General features: G+C 67.3%; 20 protein-coding genes. 4 read left to right on the forward strand and 16 right to left on the reverse strand.

The annotated features are described in order from the left end of the window. Window positions 1-33: 33 nt before the first annotated feature. The 3 genes from thrC to IS481_RS09695 are packed head-to-tail and all read right to left on the reverse strand — an operon-like array spanning window position 34 to window position 4,025. A complete protein-coding gene (thrC, locus tag IS481_RS09685) occupies window positions 34-1,440 on the reverse strand; it encodes a threonine synthase (protein ID WP_104358451.1) in 1,407 nt (468 codons plus the stop codon). A gap of 26 nt (window positions 1,441-1,466) precedes the next feature. Continuing rightward, window positions 1,467-2,777 (reverse strand): homoserine dehydrogenase, encoded by a 1,311-nt coding sequence (locus tag IS481_RS09690; RefSeq protein ID WP_104358450.1) that lies wholly within the window; start codon window positions 2,775-2,777, stop codon window positions 1,467-1,469. Between the two features lie 21 nt (window positions 2,778-2,798). Continuing rightward, window positions 2,799-4,025 carry a pyridoxal phosphate-dependent aminotransferase gene (locus tag IS481_RS09695; protein WP_104358449.1) on the reverse strand — a complete coding sequence of 409 codons (1,227 nt, stop codon included), beginning with the start codon at window positions 4,023-4,025 and terminating at the stop codon, window positions 2,799-2,801. A gap of 149 nt (window positions 4,026-4,174) precedes the next feature. Here IS481_RS09695 and IS481_RS09700 point away from each other — a divergent pair, with 149 nt between their 5' ends. From IS481_RS09700 to IS481_RS09710, 3 genes are all read left to right on the forward strand, one after another. After that, window positions 4,175-4,549 (forward strand): Mth938-like domain-containing protein, encoded by a 375-nt coding sequence (locus IS481_RS09700; protein ID WP_104358448.1) that lies wholly within the window; start codon window positions 4,175-4,177, stop codon window positions 4,547-4,549. 103 nt (window positions 4,550-4,652) lie between these two features. After that, the gene (locus IS481_RS09705; protein WP_104358447.1) at window positions 4,653-5,129 is read left to right on the forward strand and encodes a peroxiredoxin; all 477 of its coding nucleotides are present in this window, start codon (window positions 4,653-4,655) and stop codon (window positions 5,127-5,129) included. Window positions 5,130-5,301: 172 nt separating this feature from the next. Then, complete coding sequence (locus IS481_RS09710; RefSeq protein ID WP_104358446.1) at window positions 5,302-6,951, forward strand: PhoH family protein; 1,650 nt, start codon at window positions 5,302-5,304, stop codon at window positions 6,949-6,951. Window positions 6,952-7,026: 75 nt separating this feature from the next. Here the strand turns inward: IS481_RS09710 and dnaB are convergent, their stop codons facing one another. From dnaB to ppsA, 10 genes are all read right to left on the reverse strand, one after another. Beyond that, on the reverse strand, window positions 7,027-8,463 hold the full coding sequence (dnaB, locus tag IS481_RS09715) for a replicative DNA helicase (protein WP_104358445.1): 1,437 nt from the start codon (window positions 8,461-8,463) through the stop codon (window positions 7,027-7,029). A gap of 159 nt (window positions 8,464-8,622) precedes the next feature. After that, window positions 8,623-9,075 carry a 50S ribosomal protein L9 gene (gene rplI / locus IS481_RS09720; protein WP_104358444.1) on the reverse strand — a complete coding sequence of 151 codons (453 nt, stop codon included), beginning with the start codon at window positions 9,073-9,075 and terminating at the stop codon, window positions 8,623-8,625. Between the two features lie 12 nt (window positions 9,076-9,087). Further along, entirely contained in the window at window positions 9,088-9,372 is a 285-nt protein-coding gene (gene rpsR, locus IS481_RS09725; RefSeq protein ID WP_104358443.1) for a 30S ribosomal protein S18, read from the reverse strand. 47 nt (window positions 9,373-9,419) lie between these two features. Further along, window positions 9,420-9,701, reverse strand: a complete 282-nt coding sequence (gene priB / locus IS481_RS09730) for a primosomal replication protein N (protein ID WP_194963288.1) — start codon at window positions 9,699-9,701, stop codon at window positions 9,420-9,422. 41 nt (window positions 9,702-9,742) lie between these two features. Then, the gene (gene rpsF / locus IS481_RS09735) at window positions 9,743-10,105 is read right to left on the reverse strand and encodes a 30S ribosomal protein S6 (RefSeq protein ID WP_104358441.1); all 363 of its coding nucleotides are present in this window, start codon (window positions 10,103-10,105) and stop codon (window positions 9,743-9,745) included. Window positions 10,106-10,361: 256 nt separating this feature from the next. Next, window positions 10,362-12,482, reverse strand: a complete 2,121-nt coding sequence (locus tag IS481_RS09740; protein WP_104358440.1) for a sodium:solute symporter family protein — start codon at window positions 12,480-12,482, stop codon at window positions 10,362-10,364. 3 nt (window positions 12,483-12,485) lie between these two features. Then, entirely contained in the window at window positions 12,486-12,743 is a 258-nt protein-coding gene (locus tag IS481_RS09745; RefSeq protein WP_104358439.1) for a DUF4212 domain-containing protein, read from the reverse strand. A 143-nt stretch (window positions 12,744-12,886) separates the two neighbouring features. Next, window positions 12,887-13,480, reverse strand: a complete 594-nt coding sequence (locus IS481_RS09750) for a tetratricopeptide repeat protein (protein ID WP_194963289.1) — start codon at window positions 13,478-13,480, stop codon at window positions 12,887-12,889. Then, the gene (locus IS481_RS09755) at window positions 13,471-13,767 is read right to left on the reverse strand and encodes a hypothetical protein (RefSeq protein WP_104358438.1); all 297 of its coding nucleotides are present in this window, start codon (window positions 13,765-13,767) and stop codon (window positions 13,471-13,473) included. The genes IS481_RS09750 and IS481_RS09755 overlap by 10 nt, the downstream gene beginning before the upstream one ends. Before the next feature lie 162 nt (window positions 13,768-13,929). Beyond that, complete coding sequence (gene ppsA / locus IS481_RS09760) at window positions 13,930-16,329, reverse strand: phosphoenolpyruvate synthase (protein WP_104358437.1); 2,400 nt, start codon at window positions 16,327-16,329, stop codon at window positions 13,930-13,932. Window positions 16,330-16,522: 193 nt separating this feature from the next. Between ppsA and ppsR the strand changes: the two genes are divergently transcribed. Then, entirely contained in the window at window positions 16,523-17,344 is an 822-nt protein-coding gene (gene ppsR / locus IS481_RS09765; RefSeq protein WP_104358436.1) for a posphoenolpyruvate synthetase regulatory kinase/phosphorylase PpsR, read from the forward strand. On the opposite strand, the gene IS481_RS09770 is transcribed toward ppsR, so the two are convergent. From IS481_RS09770 to lpxB, 3 genes are read right to left on the reverse strand one after another with little or no spacing between them, the layout of a single operon-like run. After that, window positions 17,338-18,120, reverse strand: a complete 783-nt coding sequence (locus IS481_RS09770; protein WP_104358435.1) for a TrmH family RNA methyltransferase — start codon at window positions 18,118-18,120, stop codon at window positions 17,338-17,340. The two genes, ppsR and IS481_RS09770, sit on opposite strands and share 7 nt — an antisense overlap. Further along, complete coding sequence (gene rnhB, locus IS481_RS09775; protein ID WP_104358434.1) at window positions 18,120-18,743, reverse strand: ribonuclease HII; 624 nt, start codon at window positions 18,741-18,743, stop codon at window positions 18,120-18,122. The genes IS481_RS09770 and rnhB overlap by 1 nt, the downstream gene beginning before the upstream one ends. Then, entirely contained in the window at window positions 18,715-19,857 is a 1,143-nt protein-coding gene (gene lpxB, locus IS481_RS09780; protein WP_232529217.1) for a lipid-A-disaccharide synthase, read from the reverse strand. The genes rnhB and lpxB overlap by 29 nt, the downstream gene beginning before the upstream one ends. Window positions 19,858-19,863: the final 6 nt, after the last annotated feature.

Raw genomic sequence — 19,863 nt, forward strand, 5'->3', positions numbered from 1 at the left:
GAACTGCCTTGAACTGCCGATCCTTGATGCGGATCAGCAATTCTGCGCGATATAGTCCTTCACCGCCTGCACCGACGGAGGAACCACCGTGAAACGCTTGGGCAGATCCTCGATGCCCTGCAGCGCGGCCGGGCGCTCCGGCTCGCGGCCCAGCGCCTCGCGGATCGTCGCGGCGAACTTGACCGGCAGCGCGGTTTCCAGCACCAGCGTGGTCACGCCCGGCTCCAGCCACTGGCGCGCGACCTTCAGGCCGTCCGCGGTGTGGGTGTCGATCATCGTGCCGCAGCGCTCCCAGGTGTCACGGATCGTCGCCAGGCGGTCGGCATGGGTGCTCTTGCCCGAGACGAAGCCGTAGTCCGCCACGCGGGCGAACTCCTGCGGCTGCAGCTGGAACGAGCCGCGCTGCTCCACGTCCTCGGCGAACAGCTGGCGCGTGCGCGCCGCGTCGCGGCCCAGCAGGTCGAACACGAAGCGCTCGAAGTTCGAGGCCTTCGAGATGTCCATCGAGGGGCTGGAGGTCTCGTGCGTCTCCGCGCTCTTGCGCACGCGGTAGACCCCGGTGCGGAAGAACTCGTCCAGCACGTCGTTCTCGTTGGTGGCCAGCACCAGGCGCCGGATCGGCAGGCCCATCATGCGCGCGACGTGGCCGGCGCAGATGTTGCCGAAGTTGCCCGAGGGCACCGCGAAGCTGACCTGCTCGTCGTTGCTCTTGGTGGCCTGGAAGTAGCCGGCGAAGTAGTACACCACCTGCGCGACTAGGCGCGCCCAGTTGATCGAGTTGACCGTGCCGATGCGGTAGCGGCGCTTGAACTCCAGGTCGTTCGAGACCGCCTTGACGATGTCCTGGCAGTCGTCGAACACGCCCTGCACCGCCAGGTTGTGGATGTTCTCGTCCTGCAGGCTGTACATCTGCGCCTGCTGGAACGGGCTCATGCGGCCGTAGGGCGAGAGCATGAACACCCGCACGCCCTGCTTGCCGCGCATCGCGTACTCGGCCGCGCTGCCCGTGTCACCGGAGGTGGCGCCCAGGATGTTGAGTTGCTCGCCGCGGCGGGCCAGCTCGTACTCGAACAGGTTGCCCAGCAGCTGCATCGCCATGTCCTTGAACGCCAGCGTCGGACCGTTGGACAGGGCTTCCAGGCACAGCCCCGGCTCCAGGGGCTTGAGCGGCACGATCGCGTCGGTGCCGAACACCGTGCGGTTGTAGGTGCGCTGCAGGATGTCGCGCAGGTCCGCCGCCGGGATGTCGTCGATGTAGAGCGACAACACTTCGAAGGCCAGCTCGGCGTACGACAGGCCGCGCCAGCGCGCCAGCGTCGCGGCATCGACCTGGGGATACTCGACCGGCAGGTACAGGCCGCCGTCCGGGGCCAGGCCTTCGAGCAGGATTTCGGAGAAGCCGCGGGGCGTGCGGTCGCCACGGGTGCTGATGTACTTCACTTGGAACTCCGTTCAGACCGACGCGTTCAGTTCAGCTCTTCCTTGCGGATGCGCACGATGGGCTGCAGCACCGTGGGCAGCGCCTCCATCTGAGCCATCGCGCGGTTCATGCGCCCTTCCTCGGTGTCGTGCGTCAGGATGATGAGGTCGGTCTGGTTCTCGTCGTCCCCCGCCTCGCGCTGCAGCACGGCATCGATCGAGATGTCGTGCTCGGCCAGGATGCCGGTGATGCGTGCCAGCACGCCGGCCTGGTCGGCCACGCGCAGCCGCAGGTAGAACGAGGTCACCACCTGGTCCATCGGCAGGACGGGCGTGTCGTCCAGCGCATGCGGCTGGAAGGCCAGGTACGGCACGCGATGGTCCGGATCGGCGGTGTGCAGGCGCGTCACGTCCACCAGGTCGGCCACCACCGCCGAGGCGGTCGGCTCCGAGCCCGCGCCCTTGCCGTAGTACAGGGTCGCGCCCACCGCGTCGCCATGGACGACGACGGCGTTCATCGCGCCCTCGACGTTGGCGATCAGGCGCGACTGCGGCACCAGCGTCGGGTGCACGCGCAGTTCGATGCCGTGCTCGCGGCGCTTGGTGATGCCCAGCAGCTTGATGCGGTAGCCCAGCTGTTCGGCATAGGTGATGTCGGCCGCCTGCAGCTTGGTGATGCCCTCCACATAGGCCTTGTCGAACTGCACCGGCACCCCGAAGGCGATCGCGCTCATGATGGCCGCCTTGTGCGCCGCGTCGATGCCCTCGATGTCGAAGGTCGGGTCGGCCTCGGCATAGCCCAGGCGCTGGGCCTCCTTCAGCACGGTGTCGAAGTCCAGTCCGCGCGAGCGCATCTCGCTGAGGATGAAGTTGGTCGTGCCGTTGATGATCCCGGCGATCCACTGGATGCGGTTGGCGGTCAGCCCCTCGCGCAGCGCCTTGATGATCGGGATGCCGCCGGCCACGGCAGCCTCGAAGGCCACCATCACGCCCTTGGCGCTGGCCGCCTCGAAGATCTCGGTGCCATGCACCGCCAGCAGCGCCTTGTTGGCCGTCACGACGTGCTTGCCGGCCTCGATGGCCTTGAGCACCAGCTCCTTGGCGCGGGTCGTGCCGCCGATCAGCTCGACGACGATGTCGATCGCCGGGTCGGTCACCAGCGCGTCGAAATCGGTGGTCAGCTCGACATCGGAACCGAGCGCGGCGCGCGCCTTCTCGGGGTTGCGCACGGCCACGCGGGCGATCTCGATCCCGCGGCCGGCGCGACGCTGGATTTCGGTCTGGTTGCGCTGCAGGACCTTGACGACACCGCTGGCGACGACGCCGGCGCCCAGCAATCCGATGCGGATGGGATTCATAGGAATGTGAACAGTGGAATTTCAGTAGGAATGACGTTTGCGGTAGTTCTCGAGGAAGCGCGCGATGCGTCCGAACGCCTCCGTCAGGTCGTCGGAGTTCGGCAGGAACACCACCCGGAAGTGGTCCGGCTGCGGCCAGTTGAAGCCGGTGCCCTGCACGATCAGCACTTTTTCCTCGGCCAGCAGCTCGTAGGCGAACTGCTGGTCGTCCTGGATCGGATAAACCTTCGGATCCAGCCGCGGGAACATGTACAGCGCCGCCTTCGGCTTGACGCAGCTGACGCCGGGGATCTCGGTCAGCAGCTGGTACGCCAGGTCGCGCTGGCGGCACAGGCGCCCGGTCGGCGCGACCAGGTCCTTGATGCTCTGGTAGCCGCCCAGCGCGGTCTGGATCGCCAGCTGCCCCGGCGTGTTGGCGCACAGGCGCATCGAGGCCAGCATGTTCAGGCCCTCGATGTAGTCCTGCGCGTGCTTCTTCTCGCCCGAGACCACCATCCAGCCAGCCCGGTAGCCGCAGGAGCGGTAGTTCTTCGACAGCCCGTTGAAGGTCACGAACAGCACGTCGTCGGCCAGCGAGGCGATGCTGGTGTGGGTGTTGCCGTCGTAGAGCGTCTTGTCGTAGATCTCGTCGGCGAAGATGATCAGCTGGTGCTGGCGCGCCACCTCGACCAGCTCCTTCAGCAGCGCTTCCGGGTACAGCGCGCCGGTCGGGTTGTTGGGGTTGATCACCACCAGCGCCTTGGTGCGCGGCGTGATCTTGGCCTTGATGTCGGCCACGTCGGGCAGCCAGTCGGACTGCTCGTCGCACATGTAGTGCACCGGCGTGCCGCCCGACAGCGACACCACCGCGGTGTACAGCGGATAGTCGGGCGCCGGGATCAGGACCTCGTCGCCGTTGTTGAGCAGCGCGTTCATCGCCATGCCGATCAGCTCGGAGGCGCCGTTGCCGAGGAACACGTCGTCGACGGTCACACCGCGGATGTTCTTTTCCTGCGTGTAGTGCACGACCGCCTTGCGCGGCGCGAACAGGCCCTTGGAGTCGGTGTAGCCGGCCGTGTGCGGGACGTTGCGGATCATGTCCTGCACGATCTCCTCGGGCGGCTCCAGGCCGAACGCGGCGAGGTTGCCGATGTTCAGCTTGATGATCTTGTGGCCCTCTTCCTCCATCTGGCGTGCCTTCTCCAGCACAGGCCCCCGGATGTCGTAACAGACGTTGGCGAGCTTGGCGGACTTGGACACAGGCTTCACGGGAACCTCCGCAGGTGGAAAGACCGGCACCAGCAGGGATTTGGGGCCGATGCTGCAGTGCAAAACCTATAATTTAACCACACGTATCTCCCGTGCCGCAGGCGCATTCCCCTCCTTGCCGCGCATCCGCGCATGTTTCTGACGTCATCGTGAAACTGCAGCCCGACCGGATCGATTCCGCCAACGTGATCGGCGCTCACGGCCCCGAAGGCGTGACCGTCAACGGCCAGCTGCATCGCAGCAGCATCGTCGTGCCCTTCCGGGGGGACGTCGCGGCCTGGCCGTGCACGCGCGTCGAAGACCTGCGCGCCGAGCACTTCGAACAGGTGGCGCGACTGCAGCCGGAGGTGGTGCTGTTCGGCAGCGGGCCGAAGCTGCAGTTCGCCCGGCCCGAGACCCTGCGCCCGCTGATCGAGCGCGGCATCGGCATCGAGACGATGGACACGGGGGCGGCCTGCCGCACCTACAACATCCTCGTGTCCGAGGGGCGCTCGGTGGTGGCCGCCCTGCTGCTCGCCGAATGAACGCCGCCGGCCCCGTACAAGCCCGCACGGAGCTTGGGACTTGACGGGAGCCGGTATAATCAAGTGCTACGCCGCACAGGCGCACCACTTCAAATAAACCTACATGACGCCAGCTCTGAATAAACCCCTTCCGGAATTTGAAGCGCTCGCGACTGGCGGTGTGAAGTACACGCCGCAGGCTTATGCCGGGCAGACGGTCGTGCTGTACTTTTACCCCAAGGACAATACTCCAGGCTGCACCACCGAGGCGATGCAATTCCGCGACAGGCACAAGGACTTCGTGAAGGCCGGTGCCGTGGTGTTCGGAGTCTCGCGCGACAACATGGCCTCGCACGACAAGTTCAAGGCCAACCTCGACCTGCCGTTCGAACTGATCGCCGACACCGAAGAAAAGCTCTGTCACATGTTCGGCGTGGTGAAGAACAAGATCATGTACGGCAAGAAGGTCAAGGGCATCGAGCGCAGCACCTTCGTGATCGACGGCGACGGCATCCTGCGCCATGAATGGCGCGGCATCAAGGTCGCCGGCCACGTCGAGGAAGTGCTCAAGGCCGTCAAGGCCCTCAAGAAGGCTGCCTGAGCGCCGTGGCGCGGCCGCCGCGCCGCACGCGCGACGCCGTTGATCCCGTATTCGACTTGTGCATAATGGGCCCATGCCCTTGCGCTGGACTCAAGCATGAATCGCAAAGCCGCACAGCTTGCTGTGCGGCTTTTTGTTTTCGCAGCCTGACGCCCGACATCGTCACTTCGCAATGCCACTGCCGAAACCTCCTGCCAAAAAGGCCACCATCCTGTCCCTTGCCGACATCGACGCCCAGGCTGCGCCGCGGGCGGCGAAACGTTCCTCCAAGGCAGAGCCGGCATCGCCTGCAGTGCTCGACCTGTTCGACCCGGTCGAGAAGCACCTTCCGGTGACGCGTCCGCCGCAGCAGGCCAGGCCCGCCGCCCCGGCCCCGGCCAAGTCCCCCGCCCGCGCCCGCTCGGGCAGCTCCCGGCGCACCGCCCCGGCAGGCCCCAAGCGGCTGTTCGTGCTGGACACCAACGTGCTGATGCACGATCCGATGTCGCTGTTCCGCTTCGACGAACACGACATCTACCTGCCGATGGTCACGCTCGAGGAACTCGACAGCCACAAGCGCGGCATGTCCGAGGTGGCCCGCAACGCACGCCAGGTCAGCCGCGAACTGGATGCCCTGGTGGCCGGCCACCCGGGCCAGATGCCCGAGGAGGGCATCCCGCTGTCGCGCACCGGCCACCGCGAAGCCGGCGGCCACCTGTTCTTCCAGACCCAGCTGCTCAACGTCGAGCTGCCGGACAGCCTGCCACGCGGCAAGGCCGACAACCAGATCCTCGGCGTGGTGCGCGCGCTGCGCGAGCAGCATCCGGAGCGCGACGTCACGCTGGTGTCCAAGGACATCAACATGCGCATCAAGGCGCGTGCCCTGGGACTGCCGGCCGAGGACTACTACAACGACAAGACGCTGGACGACGTCGACCTGCTCTACACCGGCGTGATGGCGCTGCCCCCGGACTTCTGGGAGCGTCACGGCAAGACGATGGAGAGCTGGCAGCAAGGCGGCTATACCTACTACCGCATCAGCGGCCCGCTGGTGCCCAGCCTGCTGATCAACCAGTTCGTCTACCTGGAAGCACCCGGCGTCGCGCCGCTGTACGCCAAGGTCACCGAGATCACCGGCAAGACCGCGGTGCTGCGCACGCTCAAGGAGTACACGCACCAGAAGAATGCGGTCTGGGGCGTGGTCGCACGCAACCGCGAGCAGAACTTCGCGCTCAACCTGCTGATGGACCCGGAGTGCGACTTCGTGACCCTGACCGGCACGGCCGGTACCGGCAAGACGCTGATGACGCTGGCCGCAGGCCTGAGCCAGGTGCTCGATGAACGCCGCTACACCGAGATCATCGTCACGCGGGTGACGGTGCCCGTGGGCGAGGACATCGGCTACCTGCCCGGCACCGAGGAAGAGAAGATGTCGCCCTGGATGGGCGCGCTGGACGACAACCTGGAGGTGCTCGCCAAGGCCGACACCGGTGCCGGCGAATGGGGCCGCGCGGCGACCAACGAGCTGGTGCGCTCGAAGATCAAGATCAAGAGCCTGAACTTCATGCGCGGGCGCACCTTCCTGAACAAGTACGTCATCATCGACGAGGCACAGAACCTCACGCCCAAGCAGATGAAGACGCTGATCACGCGCGCCGGCCCGGGCACCAAGATCGTCTGCCTGGGCAACCTGGCGCAGATCGACACGCCCTACCTGACCGAAGGCAGCTCGGGGCTGACCTACGTGGTCGACCGCTTCAAGGGCTGGCCGCACAGCGGCCACGTCACGCTGGCTCGTGGCGAGCGCTCGCGGCTGGCGGACTTCGCCAGCGACGTGCTCTGACGCCCCTGGCCTGCAGGTGCGCAAACGGCTCCCCCCGGGGAGCCGTTCCTTCCTGGGGCAAGGCCTCGCGGCGCCTCAGTACTCGTCGCCGCCGAAGCTGCCGGGAGCCAGGTTCTCGAACTTGGTCAGCGGCTTCAGGAAGGCCAGCTTCACGGTGCCCACCGGGCCGTTACGCTGCTTGCCGATGATGATCTCGGCGACGCCCGGCTCCTTGCAGGCTTCCTTGGTGTAGTACTCGTCGCGGTAGATGAACATGATCACGTCCGCGTCCTGCTCGATGGCGCCCGATTCGCGCAGGTCGGACATCATCGGCCGCTTGTCGGTGCGCGATTCCACGCTGCGGTTGAGCTGCGACAGCGCGATCACCGGGCAGCGCAGCTCCTTGGCCAGCGCCTTGAGGCCGCGCGAGATCTCGCCGATCACGGTCGCCCGGTTCTCCTCGCTGGTGTTGCTGCTGCCGCTCATCAGCTGCAGGTAGTCGACCACGATCAGGCCGAGCTGGCCGCACTGGCGCGCCTGGCGCCGCGCCCGGGCACGCAGCTCGCTCGGCGACAGGCCCGGCGTCTCGTCGATGAAGATGCTGGCGTTGCGCAGCCGCTCCACCGCCTCCGACAGGCGCGACCATTCGTCGTCGCGCAAGGCGCCGGTGCGCAGGTGCTGCTGGTCGATGCGGCCGAGCGAACCGACCACCCGCAGCGCCAGCTGGGCCGCCCCCATTTCCATCGAGAACACCACCACCGGCAGCCCCTCGTTGACCGCCACGTGCTCGGCGATGTTCAGCGCGAACGCGGTCTTGCCCATCGACGGGCGCGCCGCCAGGATGATCAGGTCGCCCGGCTGCAGGCCGGCCGTCATGCGGTCCAGGTCGAAGAAGCCGGTACGCACGCCCGTGACATCCTCGGCACCGTTCTCGGCCAGTTCCTGCACCCGGTCCAGCAGCTCGACGACCAGGGAGTCCATCGAATGGAAGCCTTGCTTGGCGCGCGAGCCCTCCTCGCCGATCTTGAAGATCTTGCCCTCGGCCTCGTCGAGGATCTGCGACACCGGCCGGCCCTGCGGGTTGAAGGCCGCGGTGGCGATCTCGTCGCTGGCAGCCACCAGCTTGCGCAGCACGGCGCGCTCGCGCACGATCTCGGCATAGCGGCGCAGGTTCGCGGCGCTGGGCACGCTCTGGGCCAGCGCGTTCAGGTACTGCAGGCCACCGCACTCCTCGGCCTTGCCCAGGCTCTGCAGGTGCTCGTAGACGGTGATCACGTCGGCCGGCTTGCTGGCGTTGATCAGCGCCCCGATCGCCGTGTAGATCAGGCGGTGCTCGTAGCGGTAGAAGTCGCTGTCGGTCAGCAGGTCGCCCGCCCGGTCCCAGGCGCCGTTGTCCAGCAGCAGGCCGCCCAGCACGCTCTGCTCTGCCTCGATCGAATGCGGCGGCACGCGCAGGCGCGCGACCTCGTCGTCGGCGCCGCCGCTGCGCGGCGCCGCCCCAGGAAATTCGGTACCGCTCGGGATGGCAGACATAAGGCAAAGAGCTTAGGACCAGCCCCCTGGCATGGCAAGGGAACAAGTCTGTGGACAAACGTTGGACAGCCTGGGGATGAAGCCCCGGGGCCGCCCCGGAAAAGCAAAAGGCCGGTCTTGCGACCGGCCTTGCCAGGACTGCAGCAGCCGCGAGGCGCCTCAGTCGGACTCGGGCACCACGCTGACGGTGATGTCGACCACGACATCGGTGTGCAGCGCCACCGACACCGGGTGCTCGCCGACGGTCTTGAGCGGGCCGGTGGGCAGGCGGACCTGCGCCTTGGCGACCTCGAAGCCCAGCTTGCCCAGGCCTTGCGCGATGTCGTAGGTGGTCACGGAACCGAACAGGCGGCCGTCGACGCCGGCCTTCTGGGCGATCTGGACCGTGATGCCGGACAGCTTCTCGGCCTGCGCCTGGGCCGCTGCCAGCTTCTCGGCCGCAGCCTTCTCGAGCTCGGCGCGCTTGGCTTCGAATTCCTTGATGGCCGCTTCGGTGGCACGACGGGCGGTGCCGGTCGGGATCAGGTAGTTGCGGGCATAGCCGTCCTTCACCTTGACCACGTCGCCCAGGTTGCCGAGGTTGGCCACTTTTTCGAGCAGGATCACTTGCATTGTTCGGGCTCCTCAGACCTTGTGCTGGTCGGTGTACGGCAGCAGCGCCAGGAAACGGGCGCGCTTGATGGCCGTCGACAGCTGGCGCTGGTAGATGGCGCGGGTGCCGGTCAGGCGGGCCGGGATGATCTTGCCGTTCTCGCCGATGAAGTCGCGCAGGGTATCGACGTCCTTGTAGTCGATCTCTTCAACGCCGGCGACGGTGAAGCGGCAGAAACGCTTGCGCTTGAACAGCAGGGACTGCTGGTTGCGACGACCTTTGCGGTCCTTGGAAAACTTGCTACGGGGCGGGGGCATGACGACCTCCTAAATGTCTATCTGTCGATCCGAATACAAAGCGTGGTTCAGAGAAGCTCGGTGATGTGGAACACCACCCCGCGACCGTTGCGCTGCGCAGCGAGGAAGCCGGCGAACTGCTGGGGCACGCCCAGCTCGATCCGGTTCAGGCGCTCTGCCATCGGCCCGATCACCACCGACCTCAGCTCCATGCGGACCTGGCGGGGGTGCCCGGCTTCCGTCACCGTCGACTCGTGCGCCAGGCGCAGGTCGAGGGCCGGAAGGCCGGCGGGCGTGTAGCGCATGCCACCACGCTCGACGATGCTTGCACTCAGAACCAGCCGGTTCATCAAGCCGCGTCGATGCAGGGGCTACGGCCGCAGCCTCGCCGTCAGGCCGACGCTTCCTGTTGCGCCTTCTTCGCCTCTTCCTTCTCGACCGCCTTCATCATCACGGACGGGGCGGTTTCGGCCTTGCTCTTCTGCACCGTCAGGTGGCGCAGCACGGCGTCGTTGAAGCGGAAGGCGGTTTCCAGCTCTTGCAGCGTTTCCTTGCTGCACTCGATGTTGAGGCAGACGTAGTGCGCTTTGGCGAGCTTCTGGATCATGTAGGCCAGCTGGCGGCGGCCCCAGTCCTCGACACGGTGGACCTTGCCACCGGCGTTGGTCAAGACGTTCTTGTAACGCTCGACCATCGCACCGACCTGCTCGCTTTGATCCGGATGGATCAGCAAGACGATTTCATAGTGACGCATGAACACTCCTTGTGGATTCGCGCCCTGGTCCTGTCGGACCCTGCGCAGGAAAGCCGCCCCGGGGCGTCACACCGTCGCGACGCCGCCCGGATGAAGGTCCACCCTTCCCTTCCGGATTGCGCCCCAATAGCCGGGTGCGGCAAGGAAAGCGGCAAAGTATAGCAGATTTGCAACAAAAAAGCCCGCCGGGATGGCGGGCTGGAGGAACCGGGCCGCCCTGGGCAGGTGGCGGCCCGTCGCGCAACCGAAGCCGGCCTCAGGCCGACTTCAGGTTCGGATACCGGACGTGTTCGACCAGTTCCTGGATCTCCTTCTTGGGCGCCGGCGTGATCAGGCTGACGATGATGATCACCGCAAAGCCCACCGGCACGCCGAACAGGCCGGCCGAGATCGGCTCGATGCCCCACCACAGCTCGATCGGGTCGGTGACGCCGAACACGCGGCGCAGCCAGGGCTGGGTCGTGGCCATGTAGTAGAAGGTCAGGCCCAGGCCGGCAACCATGCCGCACACGGCACCCGCGCTGGTCGCACGCTTCCAGAAGATGCCGAGCACGAGGGCCGGGAAGAACGCGGCGGCTGCGAACGAGAACGCGGCAGAGACCAGGAACAGGATGTCCGCGGGCTTCTGCGCGGCCACGTACGCGGCACACAGGGCCACCACCAGCAGCAGCATCTTGGAGATCATGACGCGGCGGGAGGTGGGCGCGTTCGGGTCGATCATCTTGTAGTACAGGTCGTGCGACAGCGCGTTCGCGATGGTCAGCAGCAGGCCGTCGGCGGTCGACAGCGCGGCCGCCAGACCACCCGCGGCCACCATGCCGGACACCACGTACGGCAGGCCGCCGATCGCCGGAGTGGCCAGCACGATGATGTCGCCGCCGATCTTCATCTCGCCGAGCTGGAAGATGCCGTCCTTGTTGACGTCGGTCACCGACAGCAGCGACGGGTCAACCCGGCTCCAGGCGGCAATCCAGTCAGGCAGCTGGTCGAACGGCGTGCCCACCAGCAAGGTGAACACCTCGTACTTGACCAGCACCGCCAGCGCCGGCGCCGTGAAGTACAGCAGGAAGATGAAGAACAGCGACCAGGCCACCGACTCGCGCGCTTCCTTCACCGACGGCGTGGTGTAGTAGCGCATCAGGATGTGCGGCAGCGCGGCGGTACCGACCATGAGGCAGAACACCAGCGCGAGGAAGTTGCGCCGGGACTTCACGAAGGTCGCCTGCTCCGCCTCCGAGCCGTTCGGGTCGCCCGCGAACACCTGCGCGTGCGGCGGCATGCCTCCCAGCGGCTTGGCGCGCGCCTCTGCCGCGGTCTTGGCCGCGGTGTAGGCCTGGCGCGCCTCCGCCTCGGTCTGCGGCAGCGCGGCGAGCGCCTTCTCGGCGGCCTGGATCTCGGCCAGCGGCGCATTCTGGGCCTTCAGGTCGGCCAGGCGCTGCTCGGCGGCGGCCTTGTCGGCTGCCATCGCGGCGGGCACGTCCTTCAGCTTGGCCTCGGCCGCGGCCGCCTGCTGCTTGAAGATCTCGATGACCTCGAGCTCCTTCGGATCGTTGCGCAGGCGGGCTTCGGCCTCGGTCACCTTCTGCAGCTGGTAGCCGTAGACGAGCTGCGGCAGCGGAATGTTGGTCTGCTTCACCGACAGCCAGACCACCGGGATCATGTAGGCGATGATCAGGATGATGTACTGCGCCACCTGCGTCCAGGTCACGGCACGCATGCCGCCGAGGAACGAGCAGACCAGGATGCCACCCAGGCCGACGAAGATCCCGATCTCGAACGCCAGCCCCGACAGGCGGGCGGTGATGATGCCCACGCCGTAGATCTGCGCCACCACATAGGTGAAGGAGCACAGGATCGCCGCGGCGATGCCGATCAGGCGGGCCAGGTTCCCGCCATAGCGCGCGCCCAGGAAGTCAGGGATGGTGAACTGCCCGAACTTGCGCAGGTACGGCGCCAGGAACAGCGCCACCAGGCAGTAGCCGCCGGTCCAGCCCATGATGAAGGCCAGGCCGCTGTAGCCGGTGAGGTACAGCGTACCGGCCATGCCGATGAAGGATGCGGCGGACATCCAGTCGGCGCCGGTGGCCATGCCGTTGTAGATGGCCGGCACGCGGCGCCCGGCGACGTAGTACTCGGCTGCGTCGCTCGTGCGGCTCATGATGCCGATGCCGGCATACAGCAGCACGGTGGCGAGCAGGAAGATGAAACCGATCCAGTTCCGGGGCAGGCCCATCTGCTCCAGGACGGCCAGCACCAGCACGAAGATGATGAAGCCGCCGGTGTACCAGCCGTACACCTTGTTGAGCTGCTTGCGGAACGCGGCATTCGCGGCTGCGCTCGAGCCGCTGCCGCCTGCGGTGGGGGTGAGTCCGGCCATGTGTCAGTCCTCCTCGGCAACGCCGTGTTCCTGATCCAGCCTGTTCATGTACCTGGCGTAGTAGACGATGATCAGCAGGTACACGATCAGGGCTCCCTGGGCGCCCACCCAGAAGCTGAATGGCCAGCCAAAGAACGTGAAGTTGAGATCGCGGGCGAAATATCCGATCACGAAGGTGACGAAGAACCAGATCAGCGTCAGGATGGCGCTGATCCGGAGGTTCTTCCGCCAGTACGCTTCGTGTTTGCTTGTCAACTGCATGGCAGTGGTCTCCTCTGGTGTGCACGCCCCGGACGGCACGCCCGGAGCACGAAAGCAACCCGCTTGCGTCTCCTCCTGCAAGCCTGCAGCCGGGCTGCGCGGGGCCTGACGCCACGCCGTCACCGGCATGGCGGCCTGCCACGTCACACGGCCAAGCCGGTTTCGCGCTCCAGCTGAGCGGCGACCTTGGGCTCGAAGCCCTTGAGATGGCGGATGATCTTCGCCGCCTCTTCGGGCTCGTGACGATCCACATGCACCCGCGCCAGCTGGTACCAGGCATACGGGCTCATGGGCTGCAGTTCGGTGTTGCGCTTGAGGGCCTCGATGGCCTCGTCGAAGCGGTGCGCGCGGATGAGCACGAGGCCCAGGCCGTACCACGCACGATCCAGCTTGGGATCGAGTTCGAGTGCCCGGCGGAAGGCGGCCTCGGCCTCGCCGTAGCGGCCGGCCTCCTCGAGCAGGAAGGCGTAGTTGAACCAGGCCGCCGCCCCGTAGTCGGGGTGCCGGTCGGTCAACTCGCGGTAGTCGGCGATCGCCTCCTCGCGCCGGCCGGCGGTGGCCAGCAGATGCGCCCGGCTGGTCAGCGCGTATGGATCGCCCGGGAACTCGTCGAGCATCCGGTCGAACACCGCCTGCGCCCGGGCGTTGCGGCCGAGCGCGAGCCAGAACATCGCCTCCCACTTGAGGCGACGGTAGTGCCAGCGGTGGTGGAAAGCGGTTCCTTGGTTCACCGACATGCCTGCACTCCGATCTCGACACAGATGCTGATGACCGTCAGCGTGGCCACCACCCAGGCCAGAGCCAGCAGGAGGAAGGCCACCAGGGGCACGTGGGCGTCGATCACGATGCGGGGCGAGATCAGCCGCGCCGCCTTCACGAAGGGCCGCGTGAGGATGCAGAAGATCTGGTAGAAGAGATTGCTGTCCCGGTGGCGACCGGCAATGAGACCCAGCAGCCATTGCCCCACGAACGCCATCAGGGCAATTTCTGCGATCAGCTTGACCGCGGATGCCAGGAACAGCATCGCTTACCTTTGTCTCGTGATCCTGTAACCATTCTTGGCCCGAGCCTTACAGATTTCTGACACGACGGGCGCATCCCGGAACAAGCGAGATCCGGAGTTTCCCTAGCCACAGGAACGAAAAAGGCTCCCCGTGGGGAGCCTTCGTCAGGGACCGCGGGCGCCTTACTTGCGCTCGGCCAGGCGCTGCCAGGTGTCGATCACGGTGTCCGGGTTCAGCGAGATGGACACGATGCCTTCCTGCGCCAGCCACTCGGCGAAGTCCGGGTGGTCGCTCGGGCCCTGGCCGCAGATGCCGACGTACTTGCCCACCGCGCGGCAGGCGGCGATCGCGCGCGAGATCAGCGCCTTGACGGCGGCGTCGCGCTCGTCGAAGTCATGCGCCAGCAGCTCCAGGCCGGAATCGCGGTCCAGGCCCAGGGTCAGCTGCGTCAGGTCGTTGGAGCCGATCGACATCCCGTCGAAGTACTCCAGGAACTGCTCGGCCAAGATGGCGTTGCTCGGCACCTCGCACATCATGATGACGCGCAGGTTGTCCTTGCCGCGCTGCAGCCCGTGCTCGGCCAGCAGCTGGGTGACGCGCTCGGCCTGCTTCAGGGTACGCACGAACGGCACCATGATCTCGACGTTGTCCAGGCCCATGTCGTTGCGCACGCGCTTGATGGCCTCGCACTCCATCGCGAAGGCCTCGGCGAACTCCTCGCTGATGTAGCGCGACGCACCGCGGAAGCCCAGCATGGGGTTCTCTTCCTCGGGCTCGTAGCGCGAGCCGCCGATCAGCTTGCGGTACTCGTTGGACTTGAAGTCCGACAGGCGCACGATGACCGGCTTGGGCCAGAACGCCGCGGCGATGGTGGCGATGCCCTCGGCGAGCTTGTCGACGTAGAAGGCCCGCGGCGAGGCATGGCCGCGCGCGACCGACTCGACCGCCTTCTTCAGCTCGCTGTCGACGTTCGGATAGTCGAGGATGGCCTTGGGGTGCACCCCGATGTTGTTGTTGATGATGAACTCGAGGCGGGCCAGGCCGACGCCGGCGTTGGGCATCTGCGCGAAGTCGAACGCCAGCTGCGGGTTGCCCACGTTCATCATGATCTTGACCGGGCAGTACGGCATCTCGCCGCGACGCACCTCGGTGATCTCGGTCTCGAGCAGGCCGTCGTAGATGTAGCCGGTGTCGCCCTCCGAGCAGGCCACGGTGACCAGGGCGCCGTCCTTCAGCACCTCGGTGGCGTTGCCGCAACCGACCACGGCCGGGATGCCCAGCTCGCGCGCGATGATGGCGGCGTGGCAGGTGCGGCCGCCGCGGTTCGTGACGATGGCCGAGGCCTTCTTCATGACCGGCTCCCAGTTGGGGTCGGTCATGTCGGTCACCAGCACGTCACCGGGCTGGACCTTGTCCATCTCGGAGATCGAGTGGACGATGCGCACGCGGCCGGTGCCGATCTTCTGGCCGATCGCGCGGCCTTCGGCCAGCACGGTACCCTGGCCCTTGAGCTTGTAGCGCTGCTCGACCTTGCCGTCGGCCTGGCTCTTCACCGTCTCGGGACGCGCCTGCAGGATGTACAGCTGGCCGTCGCCGCCGTCCTTGCCCCACTCGATGTCCATCGGGCGGCCGTAGTGCTCCTCGATGATGAGCGCGTAGCGGGCCAGCTCGACGACATCGGCATCGGTCAGCGAATAGCGGTTGCGCTGCTCGGGCGGCGTGTCGACCGTCTTGACCAGCTTGCCGCTGGCGGCCTTCTCCTGCGGCGTCGCGAACTCCATCTTGATCAGCTTGGAGCCCAGGTTGCGGCGGATGATCGGGAACTTGCCGTTCTTCAGCGCCGGCTTGTGCACGTAGAACTCGTCCGGGTTCACCGCACCCTGCACCACCGTCTCGCCCAGGCCGTAGCTGGAGGTGATGAACACCACGTCCTTGAAGCCGGATTCGGTGTCGATCGTGAACATCACGCCGGCGGCGCCCAGGTCGGAGCGCACCATGCGCTGCACGCCCGCCGACAGCGCCACCTCGCTGTGCGCGAAGCCCTTGTGCACGCGGTAGCTGATGGCCCGGTCGTTGTACAGCGACGCGAACACTTCCTTGATCTTGTGCAGCACGTCCTCGATGCCGACGACGTTCAGGAAGGTCTCCTGCTGGCCGGCGAACGAGGCATCGGGCAGGTCCTCGGCCGTGGCCGACGAACGCACCGCGAAGGAGGCACCGGGGTTGCCGGCCGTCAGCTTCTCGAACTCGCTGCGGATCGCCTGTTCCAGCGCCGGCGGGAACGGGGTGTCGATCACCCACTGGCGGATCTGCGCGCCGGCCTCGGCCAGCGCCCGCACGTCGTCGGTGTTCAGGCTGGACAGCTTCTCGTTGATCTTCTCGACCAGGCCGCCGTGCTTGAGGAACTCGCGGAAGGCATGGGCAGTTGTGGCGAAGCCACCGGGCACGCGCACGCCGGAAGCGGCCAGCTGGCTGATCATCTCGCCGAGCGAGGCGTTCTTGCCGCCGACCGACTCGACGTCGGTCATCCTCAGCTGTTCGAACGGCACGACCAGTGCGGTCGCCAATGCGGTTGATGACATGGGAAAGCTCCGTGATGTTGAGAAACCTGGGCTCCCGCGTCCCCGCGCCGCCGCCGCGGCGCCCGCCAGCCACCCCGCTTTGTGGATTCTTGTTCGTGCAGGACGGCGTGCATCGATTCGGACCGGGAGGTAAACCGGATAATTCTACGGGGGTTTTCCCCCTGTCCCCTGAACAAAGGCTAAACAATCCACCATGCCTACTCGCACCGTCTTCTTCGTTTCCGACGGCACCGGCATCACCGCCGAAACGTTCGGAAACTCCATCCTCAAGCAGTTTTCCATCCAACCCCGGCATGTGCGCATGCCCTTCATCGACACGGTGGAGAAGGCCCATCAGGTGGTCGAAGAGATCAACCGCACCGCGGAGTCCGAGGGGCGCAAGCCCATCGTCTTCACCACGCTGGTGAACGAAGAGGTGCTGTCCATCGTCAAGAACGGCTGCAAGGGCCTGGTGCTGGACATGTTCATGACCTTCGTCGAGCCGCTCGAGGCCGAGTTCGGCATGAAGTCCAACCACCGGGTCGGCCGCTTCTCGGACATCGCCCGCAGCCAGGAATACAACAACCGGATCGAGGCGATCAACTTCGCGTTGGCGCATGATGACGGCCAATCGGCGAAGAACCTCGAAGAAGCCGACGTGATCCTGGTGGGCGTCAGCCGCAGCGGCAAGACGCCCACCTCGCTGTACCTGGCGATGCAGCACGGCGTCAAGGCAGCCAACTATCCGCTGATTCCAGAGGATTTCGAGCGCAACTGCCTGCCTTCGGCGCTGGTGCCGCACAAGGCCAAGTGCTTCGGCCTGTCCATCGCCCCCGAGCGGCTGGCCGAGATCCGCAACTCGCGCCGCCCGGGCAGCCGCTACGCCAGCCTGGAGAACTGCCGCTACGAGGTGGCTGCCGCCGAAGCGCTGATGCGGCGCGAAGGGATCTCCTGGCTGTCCTCGACCCACCGCTCGATCGAGGAGATCGCCACCACCATCCTGCGCGACATCCGGCCGGACCGGCTGGTCTACTGACCGAGGCGCTGGCGCAGGCTTTCGTAGAAGCACACCGCCGCCGCGGCCGCCACGTTCAGCGATTCCTCGCCGCCGGGCTGGGGGATGCGCACCGTCAGCGCGCAGCGCGCCTGCAACTGCGGGTCCACCCCCTGCCCTTCGTTGCCCAGCACCCAGGCGCACGGCCAGGGCAGCCGGGTGGACGGCAGCTCGTCCTGCGTGTGCGAGCTGGTGCCGACCAGCGGCACGCCCAGGGCGTCGAGCCCGGCCGGGTCGACCGCCTCGACCAGGCTCAGGCCGAAATGCGCACCCATGCCGGCGCGCAGCACCTTCTGCGACCACAGCGCGACCGTGCCGCGCAGGGCCACGACCTGCGGCACGCCCAGCGCCGCCGCGCTGCGCAGCACCGAGCCGACGTTGCCGGCATCCTGCAGGCGGTCCAGGACCACGCTGGCCACCCCCGGCTGCACCGCCGCCGGCGGCTGCCAGGGCACGACGAAACCGTGCCCGGAGGGCGATTCGAGCGCGCTGACCCCGTGGAACAGGGCGTCGGGAATCAGCGTGATGCGGCGCGCGGCCTGGCACAGCGCCCGCACCGGCTCGCGCTCCCAGGCCGATTCCGAGACCACCGCCTGGGCCACCTCGCCACCGCGGGCCAGGTAGGCCGAGCACAGGTGCTCGCCTTCCAGCCAGACCTCGCCCAGCTTGCGGTAGGCCGCGCCGTCGCGGGCCAGCTTGCGCAGGCGCACCAGCAAGGGGTTGTCGCGGGAAGTCACCCGCTGCACGGCAACGCCCATCAGGACAGCTCCAGGCGGGCGCGCACGGGCGCGAAGCTGCGCCGGTGCGCCGGACACGCGCCGTGCCGTTGCAGGGCCGCCAGGTGCTCCGGCGTCGGGTAGCCCTTGTGCACGGCGAACCCGTACTCGGGATGCTGCTCGTGCAGCTGCAGGCACAGCCGGTCGCGGTGCACCTTGGCCAGGATGGAGGCGGCGGAGATCGCCTGGACCTTCGCGTCGCCCTGCACCACCGCCTCGGCCGCGACCTTCAGCACCGGCAGGCGGTTGCCGTCGACCAGCACCTTGGCCGGCTTCAGGCGCAACGCCTCCACCGCCCGGCGCATCGCCAGCATCGTGGCCTGCAGGATGTTGAGCCGGTCTATCTCCTCGACGCTGGCCTCGGCGATCGCACAGCACAGCGCCTTGGCCCGGATCTCGTCGTACAGGCGCTCGCGGGTGCGTTCGGTCAGGCGCTTGGAATCGGCCAGCCCCTCGATGGGGTTCTCGTCGTCCAGGATCACGGCCGCGGCAACCACGGGACCGGCCAGCGGCCCCCGCCCTGCCTCGTCCACCCCGGCCACCAGGCCGGGGCCGTCCCAGCTGAGCGGCAGCTGTTCATGCCTCGAGGACTTTCGCGATCGCATCGGTGGCAGCTTGGGCAGTGTTCCTGCGCAGCAGGTGGTGCAATTCGGTGAAACGGCCGGTCAGCGCCTCGCAGCGCTGCGGGTCGTCGAGCCAGGCCAGCGTGGCGTCGGCCAGGCTCTGTGGCGTGGCGGCTTCCTGCAGCAGCTCCGGCACGACGAACTCCCGGCACAGGATGTTGGGCAGGCCCACCCAGGGCAGGTAGCCCATGCGCCGCATGATGGCCGCGCTCAGCCAGTGCATGCTGTAGGTGATGACCATCGGTTTCTTGAACAGCGCCGCTTCCAGTGTGGCCGTGCCGCTGGCGATCAGCACCGTGTCGCAGGCCGCCAGCACCTCGTGCGAACGACCGTCGAGCAGCCGGATCGGCACGCCCGCCGCATGGCGGGACAGCAGCGGCTCGACCATCGCGCGCAGCCCGGGCACGACCGGCAGCAGGAACTGCAGCTGCGGGCGGCGGCGGTGCAGCTCGGCCGCGGCAGCGAGGATCTTCGGGCCGTTGTACTCGATCTCGCTGCGCCGGCTGCCTGGCAGCAGCGCGACGACCACCCCGTCGGGCGCCACGCCGAGCGACAGGCGCGAGGCCTGCCTCGGCACCTCCAGCGGGATGGTGTCGGCCAGCGGATGGCCGACGTAGGTGGCCGGGATGTCGTGCTGCGCGAGCAGCTCCGGCTCGAACGGGAACAGGCACAGCACATGGTCCGCGGAGCGCCGGATGCGGTGCACCCGCTTGCCCCGCCAGGCCCAGATCGACGGACAGACGAACTGGATGGTGCGGATGCCGCCGGCGCGCAGCTGTTCTTCCAGCCCGAGGTTGAAGTCCGGTGCGTCGACGCCGATGAACAGGTCCGGCCGCTCGTCGAGCAGCCGCTGCGCCAGCTGGCGCCGGATGCCTGCGATCTCGCGGTAGTGGCGCAGCACCTCGACATAGCCGCGCACCGCGAGCTTCTCGTGCGGCCACCAGGCCTCGAAGCCGTGCTCGGCCATGCGTGGCCCGCCGATGCCCTGCACCCGCGCATCGGGCCAGCGCTGGCGCATGCCGCCCAGGACCAAGCCGGCGAGCAGGTCGCCCGACGCCTCCCCCGCCACCATGGCCAGACGCAACCCGGTCGCCATCGCAGG

It is taken from the genome of Caldimonas thermodepolymerans (genome assembly GCF_015476235.1).
Lineage (GTDB): Bacteria > Pseudomonadota > Gammaproteobacteria > Burkholderiales > Burkholderiaceae_C > Caldimonas > Caldimonas thermodepolymerans.